Origin of the sequence: Caballeronia terrestris, from assembly GCF_001544515.1 — a bacterium.
Classification (GTDB): domain Bacteria; phylum Pseudomonadota; class Gammaproteobacteria; order Burkholderiales; family Burkholderiaceae; genus Caballeronia; species Caballeronia terrestris.
This window is the reverse complement of the sequence record NZ_FCOL02000022.1, coordinates 39,284-58,190: the sequence shown is the minus strand read 5'-3', so window position 1 is coordinate 58,190 and position 18,907 is coordinate 39,284. Positions and strand designations below refer to the sequence as shown.

Here is an 18,907-nt window from a genome sequence, read left to right as displayed (position 1 = left end):
AGCGCCGATTCTAGTTATCGTCGATGACAAACAGGCGTTGATATTCCTTCAGTGCGTACCGATCGGTCATGCCCGCGATGTAATGTGCGATCAGGCGCGCCTGCGACCCGTTGTACGTAGGCCCGGCGGCGTCGTTCGCCGACTCCTCCGCGACCGGCCCGCGCGCCTGATACGACGGCGGCAAGAGACGCGGGTCTTCGGTGAACGCGCCGAAAAGGCCCGTCACGACGCGCCGCGCCTTGTTCGCCATGCGCATCACGCGATAGTGCCGATACAGGTTCTTGAACAGGAAGCGCTTGAGCGCGGCGGCCTGCGCCGCGACTTCCTCACTGTGCGCGACGAGCGGCGGCGCATTGCGCACGTCGTCGAGCGATTCGGGCGCGATGCGCGCGAGATTGTCGTTCGTGGTGTCGATCAGGTCGACGATCAGCGTGTTGATGATCCGGCGAATCGTCTCGTGAATCAGCCGCCGTCCGTCGATGCGCGGATACTCGCTTCGCGCCGCCTCGTGATGCGTGTGCCAGAGGCTCACGTCGGCCAGTTGCTCGAGCGTGATGAAACCGGAGCGCAGGCCGTCGTCGACGTCGTGATTGTTGTACGCGATTTCGTCGGCGACGTTCGCGATCTGTGCTTCGATCGACGGCTGGCGGCCCGTCAAAAACCGCTCGCCAAGATCGCCGAGCTTGCGTGCGTTTTCGCGCGAGCAATGCTTGAGAATGCCTTCGCGCGTTTCGAAGCAGAGATTGAGGCCGTTGAACGCGCCGTAGTGTTCTTCGAGTTGATCGACGACTGCGAGGCTCTGCAGGTTGTGCTCGAAGCCGCCGTGATCGCGCATGCATTCGTGCAGCGCGTCCTGTCCCGCATGGCCGAACGGCGTGTGCCCGAGATCGTGCGCGAGCGAAATCGCTTCGACCAGGTCTTCGTTCACGCGCAGGTTGCGCGCCACCGACCGCGCGATCTGCGCCACTTCGAGACTGTGCGTGAGCCGCGTGCGAAAGAGGTCGCCCTCATGGTTCACGAAGACCTGCGTCTTGTATTCGAGCCGGCGAAACGCCGTGGAATGGACGATGCGGTCGCGATCACGCTGGAATTCGGTGCGCGCGGTGGGCGGCGCTTCCGTATAACGACGCCCGCGCGATGTCGCCGAGTGAGCGGCGTACGGCGCGAGATGCGCCTCCATCGCGAACGAGGTGGGCGTGCCCACGAAGATTTGACGCTTTGTTTCGCTCACCGGCTGCTCCGCATCATCGTGTTCCGGCCGCCGCTCGTCGCTTCAGACGCTTGCCGCGAGCGTCGCGCGCACCGCTTCGTCGGGCGCGGTCGTGATCTGCGTGTCGCCGAAGCGCGTCAGCAGGATGAATTTGATCTCGCCCGCCTGCGCTTTCTTGTCGACCTTCATCAGGTCGACATAGCGGTCCGCGCCGAGCGTCGGTGCCTTGACCGGCAGGTTCGCCGCTGCGATCACGTCGACGAGACGCTTGCGCGACGCTTCGTCGAGCCTGCCGAGCCGCACCGAAAGATCGCCCGCCATCACCATCCCGCAACCAACCGCCTCACCGTGCAGCCACTCGCCGTAGCCCAAGCCGGCTTCGATCGCGTGGCCGAACGTGTGGCCAAAGTTGAGGATCGCGCGCAAGCCGCCTTCGCGTTCGTCAACGGCCACGACCGACGCCTTGATCTCGCACGAGCGCTTGACCGCGTGCGCGAGAGCGGTGGCGTCGCAGCGGTTGAGCGCCTCGATGTTCGCTTCGATCCACTGGAAGAATTCGGCGTCGGCGATTGCGCCCGTCTTGATGACTTCGGCCAGGCCCGCCGCGAGTTCGCGCTGCGGCAGGCTGCGCAACACGCCGATGTCGGCGATCACCGCTTGCGGCTGGTAGAACGCGCCGATCATGTTTTTGCCGAGCGGATGGTTGATGCCGGTTTTGCCGCCGACCGACGAATCGACTTGCGACAGCAGCGTGGTCGGCACCTGGATGAACGCCACGCCGCGCATGTAGCAGGCGGCGGCAAAACCCGTCATGTCTCCGACCACACCGCCGCCGAGCGCGATCAGCGTCGTCTTGCGATCGGCGCGTTCGGTCAGCAGAGCGTCGAAGATGCGGTTCAGCGTTTCCCAGTTCTTGTGCGCTTCGCCGTCGGGCAGGACGACGGTCGTCACTTTCTTGCCGAGCGGCGCGAGCGCGGCGCGAAGATTGTCGCCGTACAGCGGATCGACGGTGGAATTGGTGACGATCGCGACCGACGACCCCGCGATGTGCGGCGCAAAAAGCCCGGTCTGTCCGATCAGATCGGCGCCGATGTGGATGGGGTAGGCGCGCTCGCCCAGCTCGACGTTGACAGTAATCATGGCGGACATTATGACTCAGCCGGTCTGACGATGCCGGCCATCTCCAGTTGCATCAGGACCATATTGACGAGCGCGTTGACGGTCGGCCGCCCGGTTTCGACGATGAAATGCGCGCACTCGTGATAGAGCGGATCGCGCGTTGTGAAGAGCGCTTCGAGCTTGCCGCGCGGATCGTCCGTTTGCAGCAGCGGACGGTTCTTGTCCCGCCGCGTGCGCTGCCAGAGATCGTGCGGATTCGCGCGCAAATAGACGACGATGCCGCGATTCTTCAGATGTTCGCGATTTTCCGGCCGCAATATCGCGCCGCCGCCCGTCGCGAGGACGATGCCTTCGCGCTGCGAAAGCTCGTCGATCACATTGGCCTCGCGCAGTCGAAAACCTTCCTCACCCTCGAGTTCCCAGATCACCGGAATCCGGGCGCCGGTGCGCGCCTCGATCTCGTGGTCCGAATCGATGAACGAGCGCTGTAACCGGCGCGCAACCGCACGGCCCACGGTGGTTTTTCCCGCCCCCATGAGTCCGACAAAAAAAATGTTCGCGTTTGCGTGCCCGGCGTGCAACTCGGTTCCTTTTGGGTGAAATCTGATTTTGTTTCGTGCGGCAGCTTAAGGGCAAACCGCCCGCTTTGTCGAGTCTGGACGCCCTCGGCCGGACCCGCGTCAGCCCGGCGAGCCCACGATGTGCGGCGTGATGAAGATCACCAGCTCGCTCTTCGAGCGCCGCCGCGCGTCGTGCGGGAACAGCGCGCCAAGGACCGGGATTTTCGACAGCAGCGGCACGCCTGTGACGTCATCGCGTTCGTCTGCGGAATAAATTCCGCCGATCGCGACCGTCCCGCCGTCTTCCACCTCGACGCGCGTCTGGACGTGCTTCGTGTTGATCGCGGGCCCGGCGGCGGTCTGCTCGCCGACACTGTCCTTCGACACATCCAGGTCCAGGATCACGCGCCCATGCGGCGTGATCTGCGGCTCGACCTCCAGTTTGAGCGCAGCGCGACGAAACTGCACCCCCGAGACGCCATTTCCGACCTTCGCCTGATAAGGAAGCTCGGTGCCCTGCTCGACCAGCGCCTTTACGCGATCCGCGGTGACGACGCGCGGCCGCGACACGATCTGGCCGCGCCCCTCGGCTTCGAGCGCGCTCAGCTCGATGTTCAGGAGCCGCGTCGCCTGCGTGGCGAAGAGCGTGAGGCCGGCCGTCGCAGCATCGAAACCGGAGATCGGCCGCGCCGACAGGTCGTATCCGCCGCTCGACAACCCGCGCGCGGGGTCGCTCGCCGCCGTCATCGACAGCTTCACGCCCAGATTGCGCGAGAACCCGGCTTCGCCCTCGACGATCCGCGCTTCGATCATCACTTGCGGCGTCGGCTGGTCGATCCGAGCGATCAGTTCGGCGATCTGCGCGACGCGCGCCTCCAGATCGGTGACGAACAGCAGGTTCGTGCGCGAATCCGCCATCACCGAGCCGCGCTTGGACAGCACTCGCTGGCTGCCCGAGCCGGTCAGGAGTTTGCGGACGTCTTCGGCGCGCGGGTAGCGCAGCACGAACGTGCGGCTGCCGAGCGGCTCCAGGTCGGCGGCGCGGGCGTGCGCTTCGAAGCGCATTTTTTCGCGCGCCGCCAGTTCCGCGAGCGGCGCGACCCAGATCACCTCGCCGTGGCGCTCCATCGCGAGGCCGTTGACTTCGAGGAGCGTGTCGAACGCGCGCCACCAGGGCACGTTCACGAGATTCAACGAGACGACGCCGCGGATCTTCTCGCTGACGACGATATTCAGGCCCGAAAATTTCGCGAAGGTTTGAAGGACGGCGGGAAGGTCGGCGTTTTTCAGGCTCAGCGTGATCGGCTTGCCGTCGTCGCCCTTATTGTCTTTCGCGTGGCTCAGGCGTTCGAGAGGCGGCAGCGGCGTTGGCGGGCCTTCGAGCATTTCAGGCGCTGCTGGCGTTGGCGCGACCGTTTTTTCCGCAGGGGCAAGCCATCCCGAGTCGTTTGTCTCGGGAGCGACGACAGCCGATGGAGGCGGCACGCTCGTATCGACGGCGAATTGGTCCGTCGGAAGCGTGTCGGGCAAAGGAGGCAGAGGGGGCACCGCGCTTTGCGTCGCCAGCGCGTGACACAGCAGGATCGCGCCGGCAGCCAGCTTTCGACGCCGCAAATTGATCGAACGCGCCATCACGGACGATCCTCCGCGAACGCCACCGTGCGCGACTGGCCATCGCCGCGCGCGAGGTCGATCGAACGTGGCTTGACCCGGCCGAGCCGTTCGTCGCCAATCATCTGCCCGGGCGCGAAGCCGTCGATGCCCGAAGCCGTCTCGACTAGCGCCATCGCGCGTTTCCGCCCGATCAGCGTCCCGACGAGCAACATCTCACCCGCCGTCCCGAATGCCGCCGCGCCCTTTTTGCCGAACGGATCGATGACGGAAACATCGCGCCGATCCGTCTGGACAAGCCGCGCGACGACCGGCAGCGTCTCGAAGACACGCAACGTCGCTTCGAAGGCGGGCGAATTCGGACCGCGCTTCAACTGGACCGCGTCCGCGACGACCAGACGCGGCAGTGAGCCGAGCGCGTCCAGAAAGCGGCGCACCTCGCCGAACGTGCCCTCCGCGCGCAGCTTCAGCGCGCGCTCGCCGTCCGACGCGCCGCTTTTTCCCGACACCGGTTCGATCGCACTGACCCGCAGCCCGTGTTGCGCGGCGAGTGTCGGGATGGATTGGAGCGCATCGGCCGAAGTCCAGCGCGCGGTCGCTTGCCGATCGTGCGCCAAACGCGCCCGGAGCGCCGGCAGCGCGGACACGATGCTGCCCGTCCGCTGGACGCGCCGCTGCATTTCGTCGAGTGTCGAGCGGCTGGCGTCCACGCCGCTGATGCCGGACGCGCGCCACATCTGCCCGCCCAGCACACAGACGAGCGTGCCGAACGCGATGGCGGTCAGCGCCGTGCGCCGGCGGCTCCATGCGTCGATAGGCTGCGTCGCCAATCGTTTGAGAACACTTTCACGCCCCATCTGGCGATTCATCGCGAGCGTATTCATTTTGCGGGCCTCCGTTGATTCGACGCCGCCGCGACCGCTTTCGGCGGCCGCGCGGACGGCGCGTCGCCAGTCCAGCGCACAAGCGCAGTGAATTCGTAGCCGCTGGCGGCATCGGCTTTGCCATGCGACGCAGGCCGCTTCATTTCGACGACCTCCACCGCCTGCACGCCGCGCACGGTTTCCAGGCGCTTGAGCCAGCGCGCCGCCGTCTGCGAATCGGGCGCGAACGCCGCGAGCTCGACCTCCTGCGCACGCTGCGACACGCGCTGCAACGCGACGCCGCCCTGCGACGCCTGAGCGAGCGCATCGAGGAGGCCGAGAAACCGCGCGCCGGGCGCCGCGAGCGGTCCAGCGGCTTCGCGGGCGCGCCGCCGCTCTGCTTCGGATTCCGTCAGCCGGCCGTGCTCGGCGACCTCCGCGCTCGATTTGCGAAGTTCCGCTTCCAGCGCACCTCGCACCCGATCGAGCCGCACCCGCTCGAACGTATCCCAGCCCGCGACCGCGCCGACCGCCGCGCATCCCGCCAACCCGGCCGCCGCGAGCGCAGCCAAACGCCGGTTGCGGGCCTCGCGCCGCTTTCTCGACCGATACGGCAGGAGATTGAAGCCATCTCGTAATACGAAGTTCGTCATTGCGTCACCTCGCGAAGGGCCAGTCCGAACGCGACGGCGAAGAGCGGCGAGTGCCGCAGCGCCTCCTCGACTTGCGATGCCCCGTTACAGAATGGCGCGCATTCGAACGGCAGCACAGGACAGCGGAAGATCGCCTGCAACTCGGTCGCGGGATAGCCCGCGCGGCCGAGCAGATCGAGGTCCCCGCCGACGAAGATCCAGTCCGGCGGCCCCTTCGGCCCGATCAGGTCGCGCAGCGCGTCGGTGATCGACAGATGCTCAGGCGTCGGATAGCGCAGTTCGTTTTCCACGCCGTCCTCGCCGACGAGCCACGCGTGCAGCCCCGTGCCCTCGGCCCAGCACACGATGTAGCTGTCACGCGAATCGAGTTCGATGCTTCCGGCACGCCGCATCGCGCGCAACGCCGCAGCGGGCTCGCCGTCGATAGCCGAGAGCGAGATGCCGGCCGCCGCCGCCGTCTCGACGCGCGACTCCACGTGCTGGCGCGCCGTCGCCGCAATCGATACCTGCGCGCAGCCGTCGCTGCGCGATACGACCGACCAGTCGACCGCCAGCGCCGCGCGCTCGATGCCTGCCGCGCGCTCGGCCTCCGCGAGCACCGCCGGCTCTAGGAGGCCAAGCGGATCGCGCCCGCCCCGCGCACCGTTGCGCGCCTCGATCAGCCGTGCGAGCGGCACCTGCGCCGTGAGCGTCGCCGAAGCCGGCAGCCCCATCGCGCAACGCAGCGCCCGGCACGAGCCACGCGCGGGCAAACGCCCGAACGCTTCGCTGAGCGCCGCCGAAATCGCGTTCCGATCGACGAAATCGCCGCCGATCATCGCGCCCGCCGGCAGCGGCACCGATTCGAGGTGCTCCACGCATACCGGCCCATTCGCTCGCAGCCGCCTGCTGACGACCGCGAGCCGTACCGCCCGCTCACTTACGTCGATGCCCGCCGCGTACCGGCGCGTGACCGTCAGCAACGACGTGCGTAATGCTTCTTCCCTCTTCATCCCGCCTCCCTTCATATCTCCCGCGCCGAACCATTCAGGCGCTTGCAGTAGGAGAATTGTGGTGAGCGGCGGGCGTCGCGACCATTCGGCCGGATGGCTAACGCGGGTCCGGCGGCGTGCTACGACGAAGAAACATGCAGCGAGGACGGCAAAGTCGGCCAGCTATAATCGCGGGACCGTTTTTTGGTGGTGCTATGCAATCCTCTTCCCCGTCGAACCCGCCGTCTCAGCCGCCCAAGCGGCAGAAGCGCCCGCTTCTGTTGCGGCTTCTGTTCGGATTTTTCATCTGTATATTCGGGCTGATCATTTCCGCGGCGCTCGTACTCGGCTATGCGCTCGTCGTCGCGATACCGAACCTGCCGTCGCTCGAAGCCCTGACTGACTACCGTCCGAAGGTGCCACTGCGCATCTACACGGCGGATCACGTGCTGATCGGCGAATTCGGCGAAGAGCGGCGCAGTGTCGTGCGTATCCAGGACGTGCCGGATCATCTGAAAAAAGCGGTGCTCGCCATCGAGGACGCGCGCTTCTACGACCACGGCGGCGTCGACCTCACCGGCATCCTGCGCGCGGGCAGCGTCGCGCTGACGAACGGCCGGGCGTCGCAAGGCGCGAGCACGATCACGATGCAGGTCGCGCGCAACTTCTTCCTGTCGAGCGAAAAAACCTACACCCGCAAGATTTACGAGATGCTGCTCGCGTACAAGATCGAGCGGGCGCTGACGAAAGATCAGATTCTCGAGGTCTATATGAATCAGATTTATCTCGGACAGCGCGCGTACGGCTTTGCAAGCGCCGCGCGGGTCTATTTCGGAAAAGATCTGAAAGATATTTCGCTCGCCGAGGCGGCGATGCTCGCCGGGTTGCCGAAGGCGCCGTCGGCGTATAACCCGGTCGTGAATCCGAAACGCGCGAAGGTGCGCCAGGAGTACATCCTTCAGCGCATGCTCGAACTGCGCTACATCACGCCCGACGAATACGAACAGGCGACGAAGCAGCCGATCATCGTGAAGGGCGCCGGGCGCGAATTCAGCGTGCACGCGGAGTACGTGGCGGAAATGGTGCGCCAGATGATGTACGCGCAATACCGCGAGGAGGCGTACACGCGCGGCCTGAACGTCGTGACCACCCTCGATTCCGCCGATCAGGACGCCGCCTACCGCGCCGTGCGAAAAGGCCTGATGGATTACGAGCACCGTCACGGCTATCGTGGTCCAGAAGGGTTCATCGAGCTTCCGAAAGACGCAGACGATCGCGAGCAGGCCATCGACGACGCCCTCGTCGAGCATCCGGATAACGGCGAAATCGTCGCGGCGGTCGTGACGGCGGCAAGCCCGAAGCAGGTGAAGGCGAGTTTTATCGACGGCAACGTGGCGACCATCGATGGCAACAACCTGCGTTTCGTCGCGAACGCGCTCTCGACCCGCCCGCAGCCGAACCAGCGCATCCGGCCGGGCGCGATCGTGCGGCTCGTGAAAAACGAAGCCGGCGACTGGACCATCACGCAACTGCCGCAGGTGGAAGGCGCGCTGATCTCGGTCGTGCCGCAGGACGGCGCGATCCGCGCGCTCGTCGGCGGCTTCGACTTCAACAAGAACAAGTTCAACCACGTCACGCAGGCGTGGCGCCAGCCGGGATCGAGCTTCAAGCCGTTCGTCTACTCGGCGTCGCTGGAAAAGGGCCTCTCGCCCGCGACCATCATCAACGACGCCCCGCTCTTCTTCAGCGCCGCCGACACGGGCGGCCAGGCGTGGGAGCCGAAGAACTACGGCGGCGGCTTCGACGGCCCAATGTCGATGCGCCAGGCGCTGCAACGCTCGAAGAACCTCGTGTCGATCCGCATCCTCAGCCACATCGGCACAAAGTACGCGCAGCAGTACGTCACGCGCTTCGGCTTCGATGCCGACCGTCAACCCGCCTATCTGCCGATGGCGCTCGGCGCGGGGCTCGTCACGCCGCTGCAGATGGCAACCGCGTATTCGGTATTCGCGAACGGCGGTTATCGCGTGAATCCGTATCTGATCGCCGATATCACCGATCCGCGCGGCGCGGTGGTCGCGCATCCGCAGCCGCTCGTCGCGCAGGAAACCGCGCCGCTCGCGATCACTCCGCGCAACGCGTACGTGATGAACAGCCTGCTGCAAAGCGTCGCGCAGCGCGGCACGGGATCGAAGACGAATCAGCTGAAGCGCGGCGATCTCGCCGGCAAGACGGGCACGACGAACGATTCGCGCGATGCCTGGTTCGCCGGCTACCAGCATTCGCTCGTGGCGATCGCGTGGATCGGCTATGACAACCCGCGCTCCCTTGGCGACAAGGAAACCGGCGGCGGACTGGCGCTGCCTGTGTGGATGGACTACATGACGCGCGCGTTGCGCGACGTGCCGGAATGGCGCCCGATGCAGCCGCCCGATGTCACCTCACTCGGCGGCGAACTGTACTACGACGACATGACGCCGGGCCACGGCTTCGTCGCGACGATCGGCGTGAGTCAGGCGCCGCCGCAGGACGGTGTGTCGGGCGTGACGGCCCCGACACCTGACGTCGGCGAGCAGGAAAAGCAGGACATCATGAATCTGTTCAAGGGCAGCAACTGACGGCGAAAGACGTTTTCGCTACCGCCCAATCGAGCCGGTCACGCTGAAAAGCTGACCGGCTCGCCTGCTTGTTCGGTCGCGTATTTCGTCAGCGTCGCGAAGAATTCGGAGTTGTCGCGCGTGTCGCGCCACTTTCCGTCGACATATTTGTAGTGAAAACCGCCCGCCTTCGCCGCCAGCCAGATCTCGTGTTTCGGCGGCTGCAAATTGACGATCACCTTCGTGCGATTCTCGAATTCCAGCGTCAGAACATTGCCGCTGCGCTCGAACTCGATATCCGCGAGAGCCTTGTCCACAGAGCGTTCGATGGCTGTCAGCGCGGCCTCGGCAAGGGTCAGGTATTCCTGGTCTGTCATGCTAAACTCCAGCGATTAATTATTCAGGGACAGTCATGCGAGTGGTTTTCAGGATGAGCGCGATTGTAGCGGCTTTGGCCGTTTCCGCCGTCACGGTGGGCGCGCTCGGCGGGTGTGGACAACGCGGTCCGCTGTATCTTCCGGCCACGCCGCCCTTGCCCCAGCGCCCGGCCAGTCTCCAGGAAACGCCGCCGCCGGATGCCGCTTCCAGCGATGAAAGCACCGTTCCTGACACCTCCGGCCAGCCGCTCTCGCTTTCTCCCGACACCGATCTGAAATCCAACGCCGCAGCGCCCAAAGCCGCTTCGTCGGCTGACTAACTCGCCGCTCTCAGGTTTCGCATGACTCAATCCGCATTCTCCTACGACGACGACGTCCTGCACGTCGAAGGCGTTTCCGCCGCGTCGCTCGCCGATCAGTTCGGCACGCCGCTCTACGTCTACTCGCGCAGCGCGCTGACCGAGGCCTATCGCGCCTACGCCGATGCCTGCGCCGGCCACCGCGCGAAAATCCACGTCGCGGTGAAGGCGAACAGCAACCTCGCCGTGCTCAACGTGTTCGCGCGGCTCGGCGCGGGGTTCGACATCGTGTCGGCGGGTGAACTGGCACGCGTGCTGGCCGCGGGCGGCAAGGCAGAAAACACGGTGTTCTCGGGCGTCGGCAAGACGGCAGCCGAAATGCGCGAAGCGCTCGACGCGGGCGTGAAGTGCTTCAACGTCGAATCGATTCCGGAATTGCACGCGCTGAACGACGTGGCGAAAGCCGCGGGCAAGCAGGCGCCGGTTTCGTTGCGCGTGAACCCGGATGTCGACGCGAAAACGCATCCATACATTTCCACCGGCCTCAAGTCGAACAAGTTCGGCGTGGCCTTCGCCGATGCGCGCGCGACCTACGCCGAAGCGCACGCGATGCCGCATCTGGACGTGATCGGTATCGATTGTCACATTGGTTCGCAAATCACCGAGATCAGCCCGTATCTCGACGCCGTCGACAAGCTGCTCGACCTTGTCGAACAGATCGAGGCGGACGGCGCGCAAATTCGTCATGTCGATGTGGGCGGCGGCCTCGGCATCACCTACGACGACGAAACTCCTCCCGACATCGGCGAATTCGTGCGCACGCTGCTCGCGCACGTCGAGAAGCGCGGACACGGCCAGCGCGAAGTGTATTTCGAGCCGGGCCGCTCGCTCGTCGGCAATGCGGGCGTGCTGCTGACGCGCGTCGAGTATCTGAAGCCGGGCGAGGAAAAGAACTTCGCCATCGTCGATGCCGCGATGAACGACCTCGCGCGCCCGGCGATGTATGAGGCGTTTCACCGGATCGTGCCGGTCGTGAAGCGCGCGGCGCAGGCGCAGCTCTACGACGTGGTCGGTCCGGTGTGCGAGAGCGGCGACTGGCTCGGGCGCGATCGCGCACTGGCGGTCGAACCGGGCGATCTGCTTGCGATCTGCTCGGCCGGCGCTTATGGCTTCGTGATGAGCTCGAACTACAACACGCGCCCGCGTGCGGCCGAAGTGATGGTCGATCACGAACGCGCGCGGCTCGTGCGCGAACGCGAGGAAGTGAAGCAGTTGTTCGCCGGCGAATCGATTCTGCCGGACTGAAACTGCGCGTTCTGGTCGAAAAAAAGCGATGCCGCGGCATCGCTTTTTTTGTCAGCGCGTCGGTCGCGCGTGTCGACTCTTAAACCAAAAGAAAAGCCGCCAGCCCAGCAGCACAATCACGACCGCGCCGTAGATTTTCGGCAGCTGCAAATCGTGCTTGCCCGCCTTCATCCACCAGAAATGCAGGATCGCGAGCGTCGCGATCAGGTAGATGGCCTTATGCAGCGTCTGCCAGTGGCGTCCGAGCCTCTTCACCATCGCTTTCGGCGATGTCACCGCGAGCGAAATCAGCAGCAAAAACGCAGCGAATCCGACCGTAATGAACGGCCGCTTGGCGATGTCCTTGACGATTTCAGCGACGTCGAACCATTTGTCGAACCACAGGTACGTCGTGAAATGCAGCACGGCGTAGAAGAACGCGAACAGCCCGAGCATCCGACGAAACCGCAGCAGCGCGTTCACACCCGTGAGCTTCCGCGCTGGCGTAATCGCCAGCGTGATGCAGAGGTAGACGAGCGTCCAGAGACCCGTCGAGCGCGTGATGAATTCGATCGGATTGGCGCCCAGCCCATCGGTGACGCCGAGCAGCACGAGCCGCGCGAGCGGATAAAGCGCCGCGACGAACACGATCACCTTGGCCGGCACGATCCAGCCCATGGTGGCGCCGCTCGTTTTCACAGCCGGCCGTTTGATATCGGATACGGTTGGCATCGTGTTCACTCAAAAGTTCTTCTTCAGGTCCATGCCCTGATACAGCGACGCAACCTGATCGCCGTAGCCGTTGAACATCAGCGTCTTGCGCTTCGGCGTGAAAAACCCATCCTCGCCGATGCGCCGCTCCGTCGCCTGGCTCCAGCGCGGGTGATCGACCGTCGGATTCACGTTCGAATAGAAGCCGTACTCGCTCGGCGCGTAGGTATTCCAGCTCGTCGCGGGCTGCTTTTCGACGAAACGGATCTTCACCAGCGACTTCGCACTCTTGAAGCCGTATTTCCACGGCACGATGATCCGCACCGGCGCGCCGTTCTGGTTCGGCAGCACTTGTCCGTAAAGTCCGACGGTCAAAAGCGTCAGCGGATTCATCGCCTCGTCCATGCGCAGGCCTTCGGAATACGGCCAGTCGAGGATCGGAGTCGACAAACCCGGCATCTGCGACGGGTCGGCCAGTGAGATGAACTGCACATACTTCGCGTTGCCGGTCGGCTCGACGCGCTTGATGAGTTCCGACAGCGAAATACCGATCCACGGAATCACCATCGACCACCCTTCGACACAACGCAGCCGGTACACGCGCTCCTCGAGCGGCGCGAGCTTCAGGATTTCATCGATGTCGTAGACCTTCGGATTCTTGATCGCGCCTTCGACCGAAATCTTCCACGGCTTCGGACGCAGTGAATGCGCGTTCTGCACCGGATCGCCCTTGTCCGTGCCGAATTCGTAGTAATTGTTGTACGACGTGATGTCCTTGTATGGCGTCACCTTATCGACAACGACGAACTTCGAGTTCGTCTTCGCATCGAGCTTTTGCGCCTTGGCATCGGGCGAGGTCATCGTGGCGAGCGCTTCGCCGTTCAAGCCAACGAGCCCCGTCGCGGCCAGCGCGCCCGCGCCCATCGCCCGCAGCACACGGCGGCGGTTCTCGAACACTTCGCGCGGCGTGATTTCGCTGCGCGCAATATCGTCGCCGGAAAGCAGGCGATTTCGTTTGATCAACATGGCTGTTCCTGACCGTTTTTCACGCGGGCGTGCCCGCGTTTCCTGACTGCATATAAGGGTTAAACAAGTGTTCAGATGCAGCTATTCCGCAACGGGCGAAAAAAAACCGCCAGCATAATCTGCGTGACGGTTTTTAGTCGCTGCAAGTCGCGGAATATTACAGCTTGCCGTAGCTGTGCAGCCCCGACAGGAACATGTTGACGCCGAGGAACGCGAACGTCGTGACCAGCAATCCGGTGAGCGCCCACCACGCAGCGGCCGCGCCGCGCAGGCCCTTCATCAGACGCATATGAAGCCACGCCGCGTAGTTCAGCCAGACGATCAGCGCCCAGGTTTCCTTCGGGTCCCAGCTCCAGTAGCCGCCCCACGCTTCCGCGGCCCACAGCGCGCCGAGGATCGTCGCGATCGTGAAGAACGCGAAACCGACCGCGATCGACTTGTACATGACGTCGTCGAGCACTTCGAGCGACGGGAGGCGGTCGGCGAGCACGCCACGCTCTTTCGACAGATACGCGACGGACACCATCGCCGACAGCGCGAAGCTGCCGTAGCCGATGAAGTTCGCCGGCACGTGAATCTTCATCCACCAGCTTTGCAGCGCGGGGACGAGCGGCTGGATCTGCTGCGCGTCGCGGGCAATCGAGTACCACATCAGGAAGCCGACAGCCGCGCCGATCACGAGCAGCACGAACGCGCCCATCGCGCGCGTGGCGTAATGCTGCTCGTAATAGAGATAGAACAGCGACGTGATCAGGCAAAACAGCACAAAAACTTCATACAGATTCGAGATCGGAATGTGCCCGACGTCCGAGCCGATCAGATAGGACTCGTACCAGCGCACCATCAGGCCGACGAAACCCATCAGCACGGCCACCCACGTCATCTTCGAGCCGATCGCGCCGCCCGTCGCCGAACGCGTGACGAGGCCGATCCAGTAGAACACCGTCGCGAGGATGAAGAGCGCGCTCATCCACAGGATGGCGGACTGGCTCGAGAGGAAATACTTCAGGAAGAAGTTCGTGTCGGCACGGGCGAGATCGGCGTGATAGAGCTGGATCGAAAAAAGCGACAGCACTGCGATCATCGCGATCAACAAACGCACCGGTTTCCAGCGCCAGCCGAGCACCGTGAACGTCGGCACGGCCGCGATCAGCACGGCCTTGTCGTAGACGTCCATGAACGGGTGATAGCGATACAGCGCGAAACCCGCGCCCGCGACCATCGCCAAGGCAAATAGCCAGTCGATGGCGCCGAGTTTCTTCAGGAACGGACGATCGTCGAAAAGGGCCGCATCGGCGGGGCTTTGCGCCGCGCGCTGACAGGCTGGAGTCGAATGGGAGGAAGCTTGAATGAGGGCCATGATCTTACCGGGTTGATTCGTGCGAGCCGACGGCTTCGGGCTGTGCGGTGGCGGCGGGCGGCGGTGCCTCGGTTGCCCCGACCGGCCTGCCGCCGAGCGTGGCCGCGACGGTATCGCGCGTCTGGGCGAATTCCTTTTCGAAGTCGAGCGTTCGGCGCGCGGTCGACATCGCCATCAGCACCGTCGCGCCGCCCTCGCCTTTATCTTTGAGCCAGAACCAGAGGCGGCGTTCGCGTACGTAAAACATCGAAAAGATGCCGAGTACGAGGAGGAGGCTGCCAAGATACACCAGTTTTTTACCCGGCGCGCGCGTGAGCTGGAACACCGACGCCTGGATCTGCTTGAACGATTCGAGTTGCAGGAAGACCGGCGATCCGTACAGAAAGCTGTCCGAAAGCGCATTGATCGACGCCTGTACGAACGCCGTGTTCTTTTCGTCGACCTTGGCTTCGGGCATGCCGTTCTGCTCGCGTGCAATCTGCCACAGGTCCCACGTCGCGCCTTCCAGCATGCGCAGCAGCAAGCCGGCCGCCTTTTCCTGCTCGCCCTTCGGCACCGATTTGTCGATGAACGTCGCGATCGCCGCGAAGCCGCCAACCGTCTGGCCGTTCTGCGGCGTGGCTCCGTTTTCGTCGGCGCCTGCGAACAGGTTCAGCACGCGCACGGCGCTTTCTTCCAGATGCTTCTGCAAGTCGCCGCTCGCCTGCGGCACCGAGCGCTGCGCGAAGCGGTGGGCGGCTTCGGCTCGCATCCCGGGCGTCGCGAGCGCGGCGCGCAGGAGCATCCACTGCTTGACCGAGCTTTGATCGTCGGCGGGAATGCGAAGGTAGCGGAACGGATCGTTCGGGCTCACGCGCATGCCGGCGAGGAACATCTGCTGGCCGCCGACATCGACCGGCAGCATGTAGTTGTTGTACTCGCGCGCCTGGCCATCCGTGCTACGCACCTTGTATTGCACCGATGGCCCCACGTTGCGCAGATCGGTCGGCTTCGAGGTTTTCGCGCCAGAGCCGAGGCGTTCGTCGAACGCTTGCCGGAGCGTCTGCGTCTGGCCGACGCCGCGCGCATCGACGGCGCCGCGGCCGTCCGTCACGTTTTCGACGTTGATCGCGCGGAAATCAGTGAATTCGACGGTTTCGCCCTTCGCGCCGATGATCTGCGCATTCACCGGCGCCGTCGAGCCGATCGCGCCGCCGAACGGCGTGGTCTTCGCGCTGGCGCCGGACATCGGCCAGGCGGTCATGTCGAGCTTCGAGCCGCCGTCCTGAAAGCTCGACTGGTAAATCGAGATGCCGTCATAGGTGAACGGCTTGTTCACTTCGATACGCGCCGGAATGCGCTTGCCGCTCTCGTGATCGATCACGACGATATCGCTCGCGAAGAGCTTCGGCATGCCGGTCGAGTAGTAATCGACGATGAACTTGTTGAGCTGGATCGAGAACGGCAGGTCCTGAATCAGCGATCCGTCCTGCTGGTTCAAAATCGCCGTGCCGACGAACTGGCCCTCGGGCACCCACGCGTAGCCGCGGAACGTGGGATTCGTTGCGGCGAGGCGGTGTTCCGGCGGAATGTCGTTGATGACGGCGTTGGTTGCGACCGGCGTCTTGTTGAAGAGCCACATTTGCAGCTTGATCGGCAGGTTGCTGTCGAGCAGGCCGCCGAGACAGATCACGACGATCGCCACATGCGCCGAGATGTAGCCGAGCTTCGTCAACGCGCCGCGCTTGGCGGCGATCAGCGTCGCGCCGCTGTTGGTTTCGCGTGCGACGAACTTGTAGCCGAGCTTGCCCGACAGACGCTGCAACGCGGCGGACGTTTCCGCGCGACTCGTCGACACCTCGAATTCGCCCTTGTGGTGAAACGCGCGCAGACCGGCTTCGCGCACGCGATCCTTCCAGCTTTTCATGTCGGCGATCATTTTCGGGCCGTTGCGGATCACGCACAGCGACACCGAGATCACCAGGAAGATCATAATCAGCATGAACCACCACGCGCTGTACACGTTGTAGAGGCTCACACCGCGAAAGATGTCGGCCCAGAACGGACCGAACTGATTGACGTAATTCGGGTACGGATCTTCCTGCGTGAGAACCGTGCCGATGATGCTCGCAATCGCGAGAACGACCAGCAAGGCGATCGCGAAGCGCATCGAACTGACCAGTTCGACGAAATGCCTGACAGCCCGACGACTCGACTTCGACTGCATTCCCGAGGTGGTGACGCTCATTCAAACTCCGACTGGACAGCAAAAAAGGGTGGAGACGCTGGCGGTCATGCCCGACCGACGTCCCACCCTTTTCTTGTTTGTGCCGGTCTCGTCGGACCGGCTTCGTAATGTGGGCGACTGCTGCGGTGATCTGTTTGCTCGCGGCAGATCGCTGGACGCTTCTAACTCGTACGGCTCAACTCAGTGCAGGCCCGCAATGTAATCCGACACGGCCTTTATCTCGGCATCAGTGAGGCGCAGCGAGATCGTGTGCATCGGCTCGCTGTTGTTGCGCGTGCCCTGCGCGAACGCGGTCAACTGCGCCGCGGTGTAGTCGCCCCACTGCCACGACAGCCGCGGATACTGCACCGGAATGCCCATGCCCGCCGCGCCGTGACACGCCGCGCACGCCGGCACGCCCTTGTCCGCGATGCCGCCGCGGTAGATCTTCTGGCCGAGCGCGACGTCGTTCTTGTTGCGCGCGAAGCCGGGCTTGGTTTTCTGCGCGGCGAAGTAAGCCGCGACGTTGACCGCGTCCTGATCCGACAAGGCGCTTGCGATGCCCGCCATGATCGGGTTGTTGCGCGCCGGCGCCTTTGCACCCGGCTGCGTCTTGTAATCCTTCAACTGCTTGACGATGTATTCCGCGTGCTGGCCCGCGAGCTTCGGAAACGCGGCGCCTGCGCTGTTGCCGTCCGCCGCGTGACATGCGGCGCATACCTGGGTTGCGATCGCCTGTCCCCGGTTCAGATCCGGTTTTGCAGGCTGGGCGGGCTCCGCCGCTTGTCCTGACACTGCCAATCCACCGAACGTTGCTGCTACTTGAAGCACCATCAGAGACTTGTACAGTCGGTTCATCGCGTACCCTGTTTTTCGTCTTGTGAGAATGTGAGGTTCTGCAAAAAACGACGGCAACCGTTTATGTCACGTTCTGCCGCAAGACACCTGAACGTTGGGCTCTCAAAAATGCCCGAAAATCCGTCCTGCTCCTTATCTGGCTTGGGTCTTGCGCGCCCGTGCTGGTCTTGTAAAAACCGCCGTATTGTACAATAACCTGCTAATCGCAAAGACGCCAGTCGGGGCATGCCCAGTATTTACCGGGTTCTCAAGGCTTGGGTTTTCACCGCTTTTCTAAATCGGCCCGCCAATGTCATTCCTGCTCCATCAAGCCCGCTTCTTCACGACCGTCAATCATTTGCGCGATTTGCCGCCCACGCCGCAACCGGAAATCGCCTTTGCCGGACGCTCGAACGCGGGAAAATCGACGGCGATCAACATCCTGTGCAATCAGAAACGGCTGGCTTTCGCGAGCAAGACGCCAGGACGTACGCAGCATATCAATTACTTCTCGGTCGGTCCGGCGGATGCCCCCGTCGCGCATCTCGTCGACCTGCCCGGATATGGTTACGCCGAAGTGCCCGGCGCGGCGAAAGCGCACTGGCAGCAATTGCTGTCCACCTACCTGCAGAGCCGCGCCCAGCTTTGCGGGATGATCCTGATGATGGACTCGCGCCGGCCATTGACCGAACTCGATCAGATCATGATCGACTGGTTCGCGCCGACGGGTAAGCCGATCCACGCGCTCCTCACAAAATGCGACAAATTGACGCGACAAGAGATGACCAACGCCCTGCGCGCGACGAAAAAATCGTTCGCGGATTACAAGGCGGCCGGGTATCGCGGGGAATTGACGGTTCAACTGTTCTCGGCGCTCAAGCGCGTGGGGATCGATGAGGCGCACGAGCTGATCGAAAGCTGGCTGATCCCTGAAGCCAAGGGCGAGAGTGCGGAAGAGGACGCGGCAGAGTGAGCGCCGATCGATGCAAAACCGTTTGCACATAAAAAAACCCGCCGCATGACGGCGGGTCAAACAGCCTAATCGAATAACGACAGGCACCCGCTCAGGGAGGAGAAGCGGGGAGATCAGCGCAAAGCGCCTAGCTCGATCGGTATGATATACCATTGTCTTGAAAAGGTTCTGGACGGCCCCGCGAGGCTTGTCGCACATGGCTTTCGCGTAAATCGGCGCGCCGCACCCTGTCACCCGGATTACTCCCCAC

General features: G+C 63.8%; 17 protein-coding genes. 4 read left to right on the top strand and 13 right to left on the bottom strand.

What is annotated here, in order from left to right; all coding sequences use genetic code 11:
* Window positions 1-10 precede the first annotated feature (10 nt).
* From AWB67_RS19205 to pilM, 7 genes are all read right to left on the bottom strand, one after another.
* Complete coding sequence (locus tag AWB67_RS19205) at window positions 11-1,180, bottom strand: deoxyguanosinetriphosphate triphosphohydrolase (RefSeq protein WP_087657867.1); 1,170 nt, start codon at window positions 1,178-1,180, stop codon at window positions 11-13.
* A gap of 93 nt (window positions 1,181-1,273) precedes the next feature.
* The gene (gene aroB, locus AWB67_RS19200) at window positions 1,274-2,359 is read right to left on the bottom strand and encodes a 3-dehydroquinate synthase (RefSeq protein ID WP_087657817.1); all 1,086 of its coding nucleotides are present in this window, start codon (window positions 2,357-2,359) and stop codon (window positions 1,274-1,276) included.
* Window positions 2,359-2,865, bottom strand: coding sequence for a shikimate kinase (locus AWB67_RS19195; protein WP_374729833.1), 507 nt, complete (start codon window positions 2,863-2,865; stop codon window positions 2,359-2,361). The genes aroB and AWB67_RS19195 overlap by 1 nt, the downstream gene beginning before the upstream one ends.
* A gap of 144 nt (window positions 2,866-3,009) precedes the next feature.
* Window positions 3,010-4,521, bottom strand: a complete 1,512-nt coding sequence (locus AWB67_RS19190; RefSeq protein WP_087657815.1) for a type IV pilus secretin PilQ — start codon at window positions 4,519-4,521, stop codon at window positions 3,010-3,012.
* Window positions 4,521-5,384, bottom strand: coding sequence for a GspMb/PilO family protein (locus AWB67_RS19185; protein ID WP_087657814.1), 864 nt, complete (start codon window positions 5,382-5,384; stop codon window positions 4,521-4,523). The genes AWB67_RS19190 and AWB67_RS19185 overlap by 1 nt, the downstream gene beginning before the upstream one ends.
* Window positions 5,381-6,016: a PilN domain-containing protein gene (locus AWB67_RS19180; protein WP_087657813.1), complete on the bottom strand. Its 636-nt coding sequence runs from the start codon at window positions 6,014-6,016 to the stop codon at window positions 5,381-5,383. Before AWB67_RS19180 ends, AWB67_RS19185 begins: the two co-directional genes overlap by 4 nt.
* Window positions 6,013-7,008, bottom strand: coding sequence for a type IV pilus biogenesis protein PilM (gene pilM / locus AWB67_RS19175; protein WP_087657812.1), 996 nt, complete (start codon window positions 7,006-7,008; stop codon window positions 6,013-6,015). The genes AWB67_RS19180 and pilM overlap by 4 nt, the downstream gene beginning before the upstream one ends.
* Window positions 7,009-7,202: 194 nt before the next feature.
* Between pilM and AWB67_RS19170 the strand changes: the two genes are divergently transcribed.
* Window positions 7,203-9,605: a penicillin-binding protein 1A gene (locus AWB67_RS19170; protein WP_087657811.1), complete on the top strand. Its 2,403-nt coding sequence runs from the start codon at window positions 7,203-7,205 to the stop codon at window positions 9,603-9,605.
* Between the two features lie 38 nt (window positions 9,606-9,643).
* Here the strand turns inward: AWB67_RS19170 and cyaY are convergent, their stop codons facing one another.
* The gene (gene cyaY, locus AWB67_RS19165) at window positions 9,644-9,961 is read right to left on the bottom strand and encodes an iron donor protein CyaY (protein WP_087657810.1); all 318 of its coding nucleotides are present in this window, start codon (window positions 9,959-9,961) and stop codon (window positions 9,644-9,646) included.
* Window positions 9,962-9,996: 35 nt separating this feature from the next.
* On the opposite strand from cyaY, the gene lptM reads away from it, so the two are divergent.
* Both lptM and lysA read left to right on the top strand, forming a co-directional pair.
* A complete protein-coding gene (gene lptM, locus AWB67_RS19160; protein ID WP_087657809.1) occupies window positions 9,997-10,281 on the top strand; it encodes an LPS translocon maturation chaperone LptM in 285 nt (94 codons plus the stop codon).
* A gap of 21 nt (window positions 10,282-10,302) precedes the next feature.
* On the top strand, window positions 10,303-11,565 hold the full coding sequence (lysA, locus tag AWB67_RS19155; RefSeq protein ID WP_087657808.1) for a diaminopimelate decarboxylase: 1,263 nt from the start codon (window positions 10,303-10,305) through the stop codon (window positions 11,563-11,565).
* A 51-nt stretch (window positions 11,566-11,616) separates the two neighbouring features.
* On the opposite strand, the gene msrQ is transcribed toward lysA, so the two are convergent.
* The 5 genes from msrQ to AWB67_RS19130 all read right to left on the bottom strand — a co-directional run bounded on the left by msrQ (window position 11,617) and on the right by AWB67_RS19130 (window position 17,705).
* Entirely contained in the window at window positions 11,617-12,276 is a 660-nt protein-coding gene (gene msrQ, locus AWB67_RS19150) for a protein-methionine-sulfoxide reductase heme-binding subunit MsrQ (RefSeq protein ID WP_087657866.1), read from the bottom strand.
* A 9-nt stretch (window positions 12,277-12,285) separates the two neighbouring features.
* The gene (gene msrP / locus AWB67_RS19145) at window positions 12,286-13,281 is read right to left on the bottom strand and encodes a protein-methionine-sulfoxide reductase catalytic subunit MsrP (protein WP_087657807.1); all 996 of its coding nucleotides are present in this window, start codon (window positions 13,279-13,281) and stop codon (window positions 12,286-12,288) included.
* A 157-nt stretch (window positions 13,282-13,438) separates the two neighbouring features.
* The gene (ccsB, locus tag AWB67_RS19140) at window positions 13,439-14,641 is read right to left on the bottom strand and encodes a c-type cytochrome biogenesis protein CcsB (protein WP_087657806.1); all 1,203 of its coding nucleotides are present in this window, start codon (window positions 14,639-14,641) and stop codon (window positions 13,439-13,441) included.
* 4 nt (window positions 14,642-14,645) lie between these two features.
* On the bottom strand, window positions 14,646-16,868 hold the full coding sequence (locus tag AWB67_RS19135; RefSeq protein ID WP_087657805.1) for a cytochrome c biogenesis protein ResB: 2,223 nt from the start codon (window positions 16,866-16,868) through the stop codon (window positions 14,646-14,648).
* 180 nt (window positions 16,869-17,048) lie between these two features.
* A complete protein-coding gene (locus AWB67_RS19130) occupies window positions 17,049-17,705 on the bottom strand; it encodes a c-type cytochrome (RefSeq protein WP_087657804.1) in 657 nt (218 codons plus the stop codon).
* A gap of 289 nt (window positions 17,706-17,994) precedes the next feature.
* Here AWB67_RS19130 and yihA point away from each other — a divergent pair, with 289 nt between their 5' ends.
* The gene (yihA, locus tag AWB67_RS19125) at window positions 17,995-18,657 is read left to right on the top strand and encodes a ribosome biogenesis GTP-binding protein YihA/YsxC (protein WP_087657803.1); all 663 of its coding nucleotides are present in this window, start codon (window positions 17,995-17,997) and stop codon (window positions 18,655-18,657) included.
* The last annotated feature ends 250 nt before the right edge of the window (window positions 18,658-18,907 follow it).

Coding starts and splice junctions, on each gene's coding strand:
- cyaY (WP_087657810.1), bottom strand. CDS start 9,961: ATGACAGACCAGGAATACCTGACCCTTGCCGAGGCCGCGCTGACAGCC.
- AWB67_RS19130 (WP_087657804.1), bottom strand. CDS start 17,705: ATGAACCGACTGTACAAGTCTCTGATGGTGCTTCAAGTAGCAGCAACG.
- AWB67_RS19185 (WP_087657814.1), bottom strand. CDS start 5,384: ATGAATACGCTCGCGATGAATCGCCAGATGGGGCGTGAAAGTGTTCTC.
- AWB67_RS19190 (WP_087657815.1), bottom strand. CDS start 4,521: ATGGCGCGTTCGATCAATTTGCGGCGTCGAAAGCTGGCTGCCGGCGCG.
- msrP (WP_087657807.1), bottom strand. CDS start 13,281: ATGTTGATCAAACGAAATCGCCTGCTTTCCGGCGACGATATTGCGCGC.
- lysA (WP_087657808.1), top strand. CDS start 10,303: ATGACTCAATCCGCATTCTCCTACGACGACGACGTCCTGCACGTCGAA.
- msrQ (WP_087657866.1), bottom strand. CDS start 12,276: ATGCCAACCGTATCCGATATCAAACGGCCGGCTGTGAAAACGAGCGGC.
- ccsB (WP_087657806.1), bottom strand. CDS start 14,641: ATGGCCCTCATTCAAGCTTCCTCCCATTCGACTCCAGCCTGTCAGCGC.
- AWB67_RS19170 (WP_087657811.1), top strand. CDS start 7,203: ATGCAATCCTCTTCCCCGTCGAACCCGCCGTCTCAGCCGCCCAAGCGG.
- AWB67_RS19135 (WP_087657805.1), bottom strand. CDS start 16,868: ATGAGCGTCACCACCTCGGGAATGCAGTCGAAGTCGAGTCGTCGGGCT.
- AWB67_RS19180 (WP_087657813.1), bottom strand. CDS start 6,016: ATGACGAACTTCGTATTACGAGATGGCTTCAATCTCCTGCCGTATCGG.
- AWB67_RS19195 (WP_374729833.1), bottom strand. CDS start 2,865: ATGGGGGCGGGAAAAACCACCGTGGGCCGTGCGGTTGCGCGCCGGTTA.
- pilM (WP_087657812.1), bottom strand. CDS start 7,008: ATGAAGAGGGAAGAAGCATTACGCACGTCGTTGCTGACGGTCACGCGC.
- yihA (WP_087657803.1), top strand. CDS start 17,995: ATGTCATTCCTGCTCCATCAAGCCCGCTTCTTCACGACCGTCAATCAT.
- AWB67_RS19205 (WP_087657867.1), bottom strand. CDS start 1,180: ATGGAGGCGCATCTCGCGCCGTACGCCGCTCACTCGGCGACATCGCGC.
- lptM (WP_087657809.1), top strand. CDS start 9,997: ATGCGAGTGGTTTTCAGGATGAGCGCGATTGTAGCGGCTTTGGCCGTT.
- aroB (WP_087657817.1), bottom strand. CDS start 2,359: ATGTCCGCCATGATTACTGTCAACGTCGAGCTGGGCGAGCGCGCCTAC.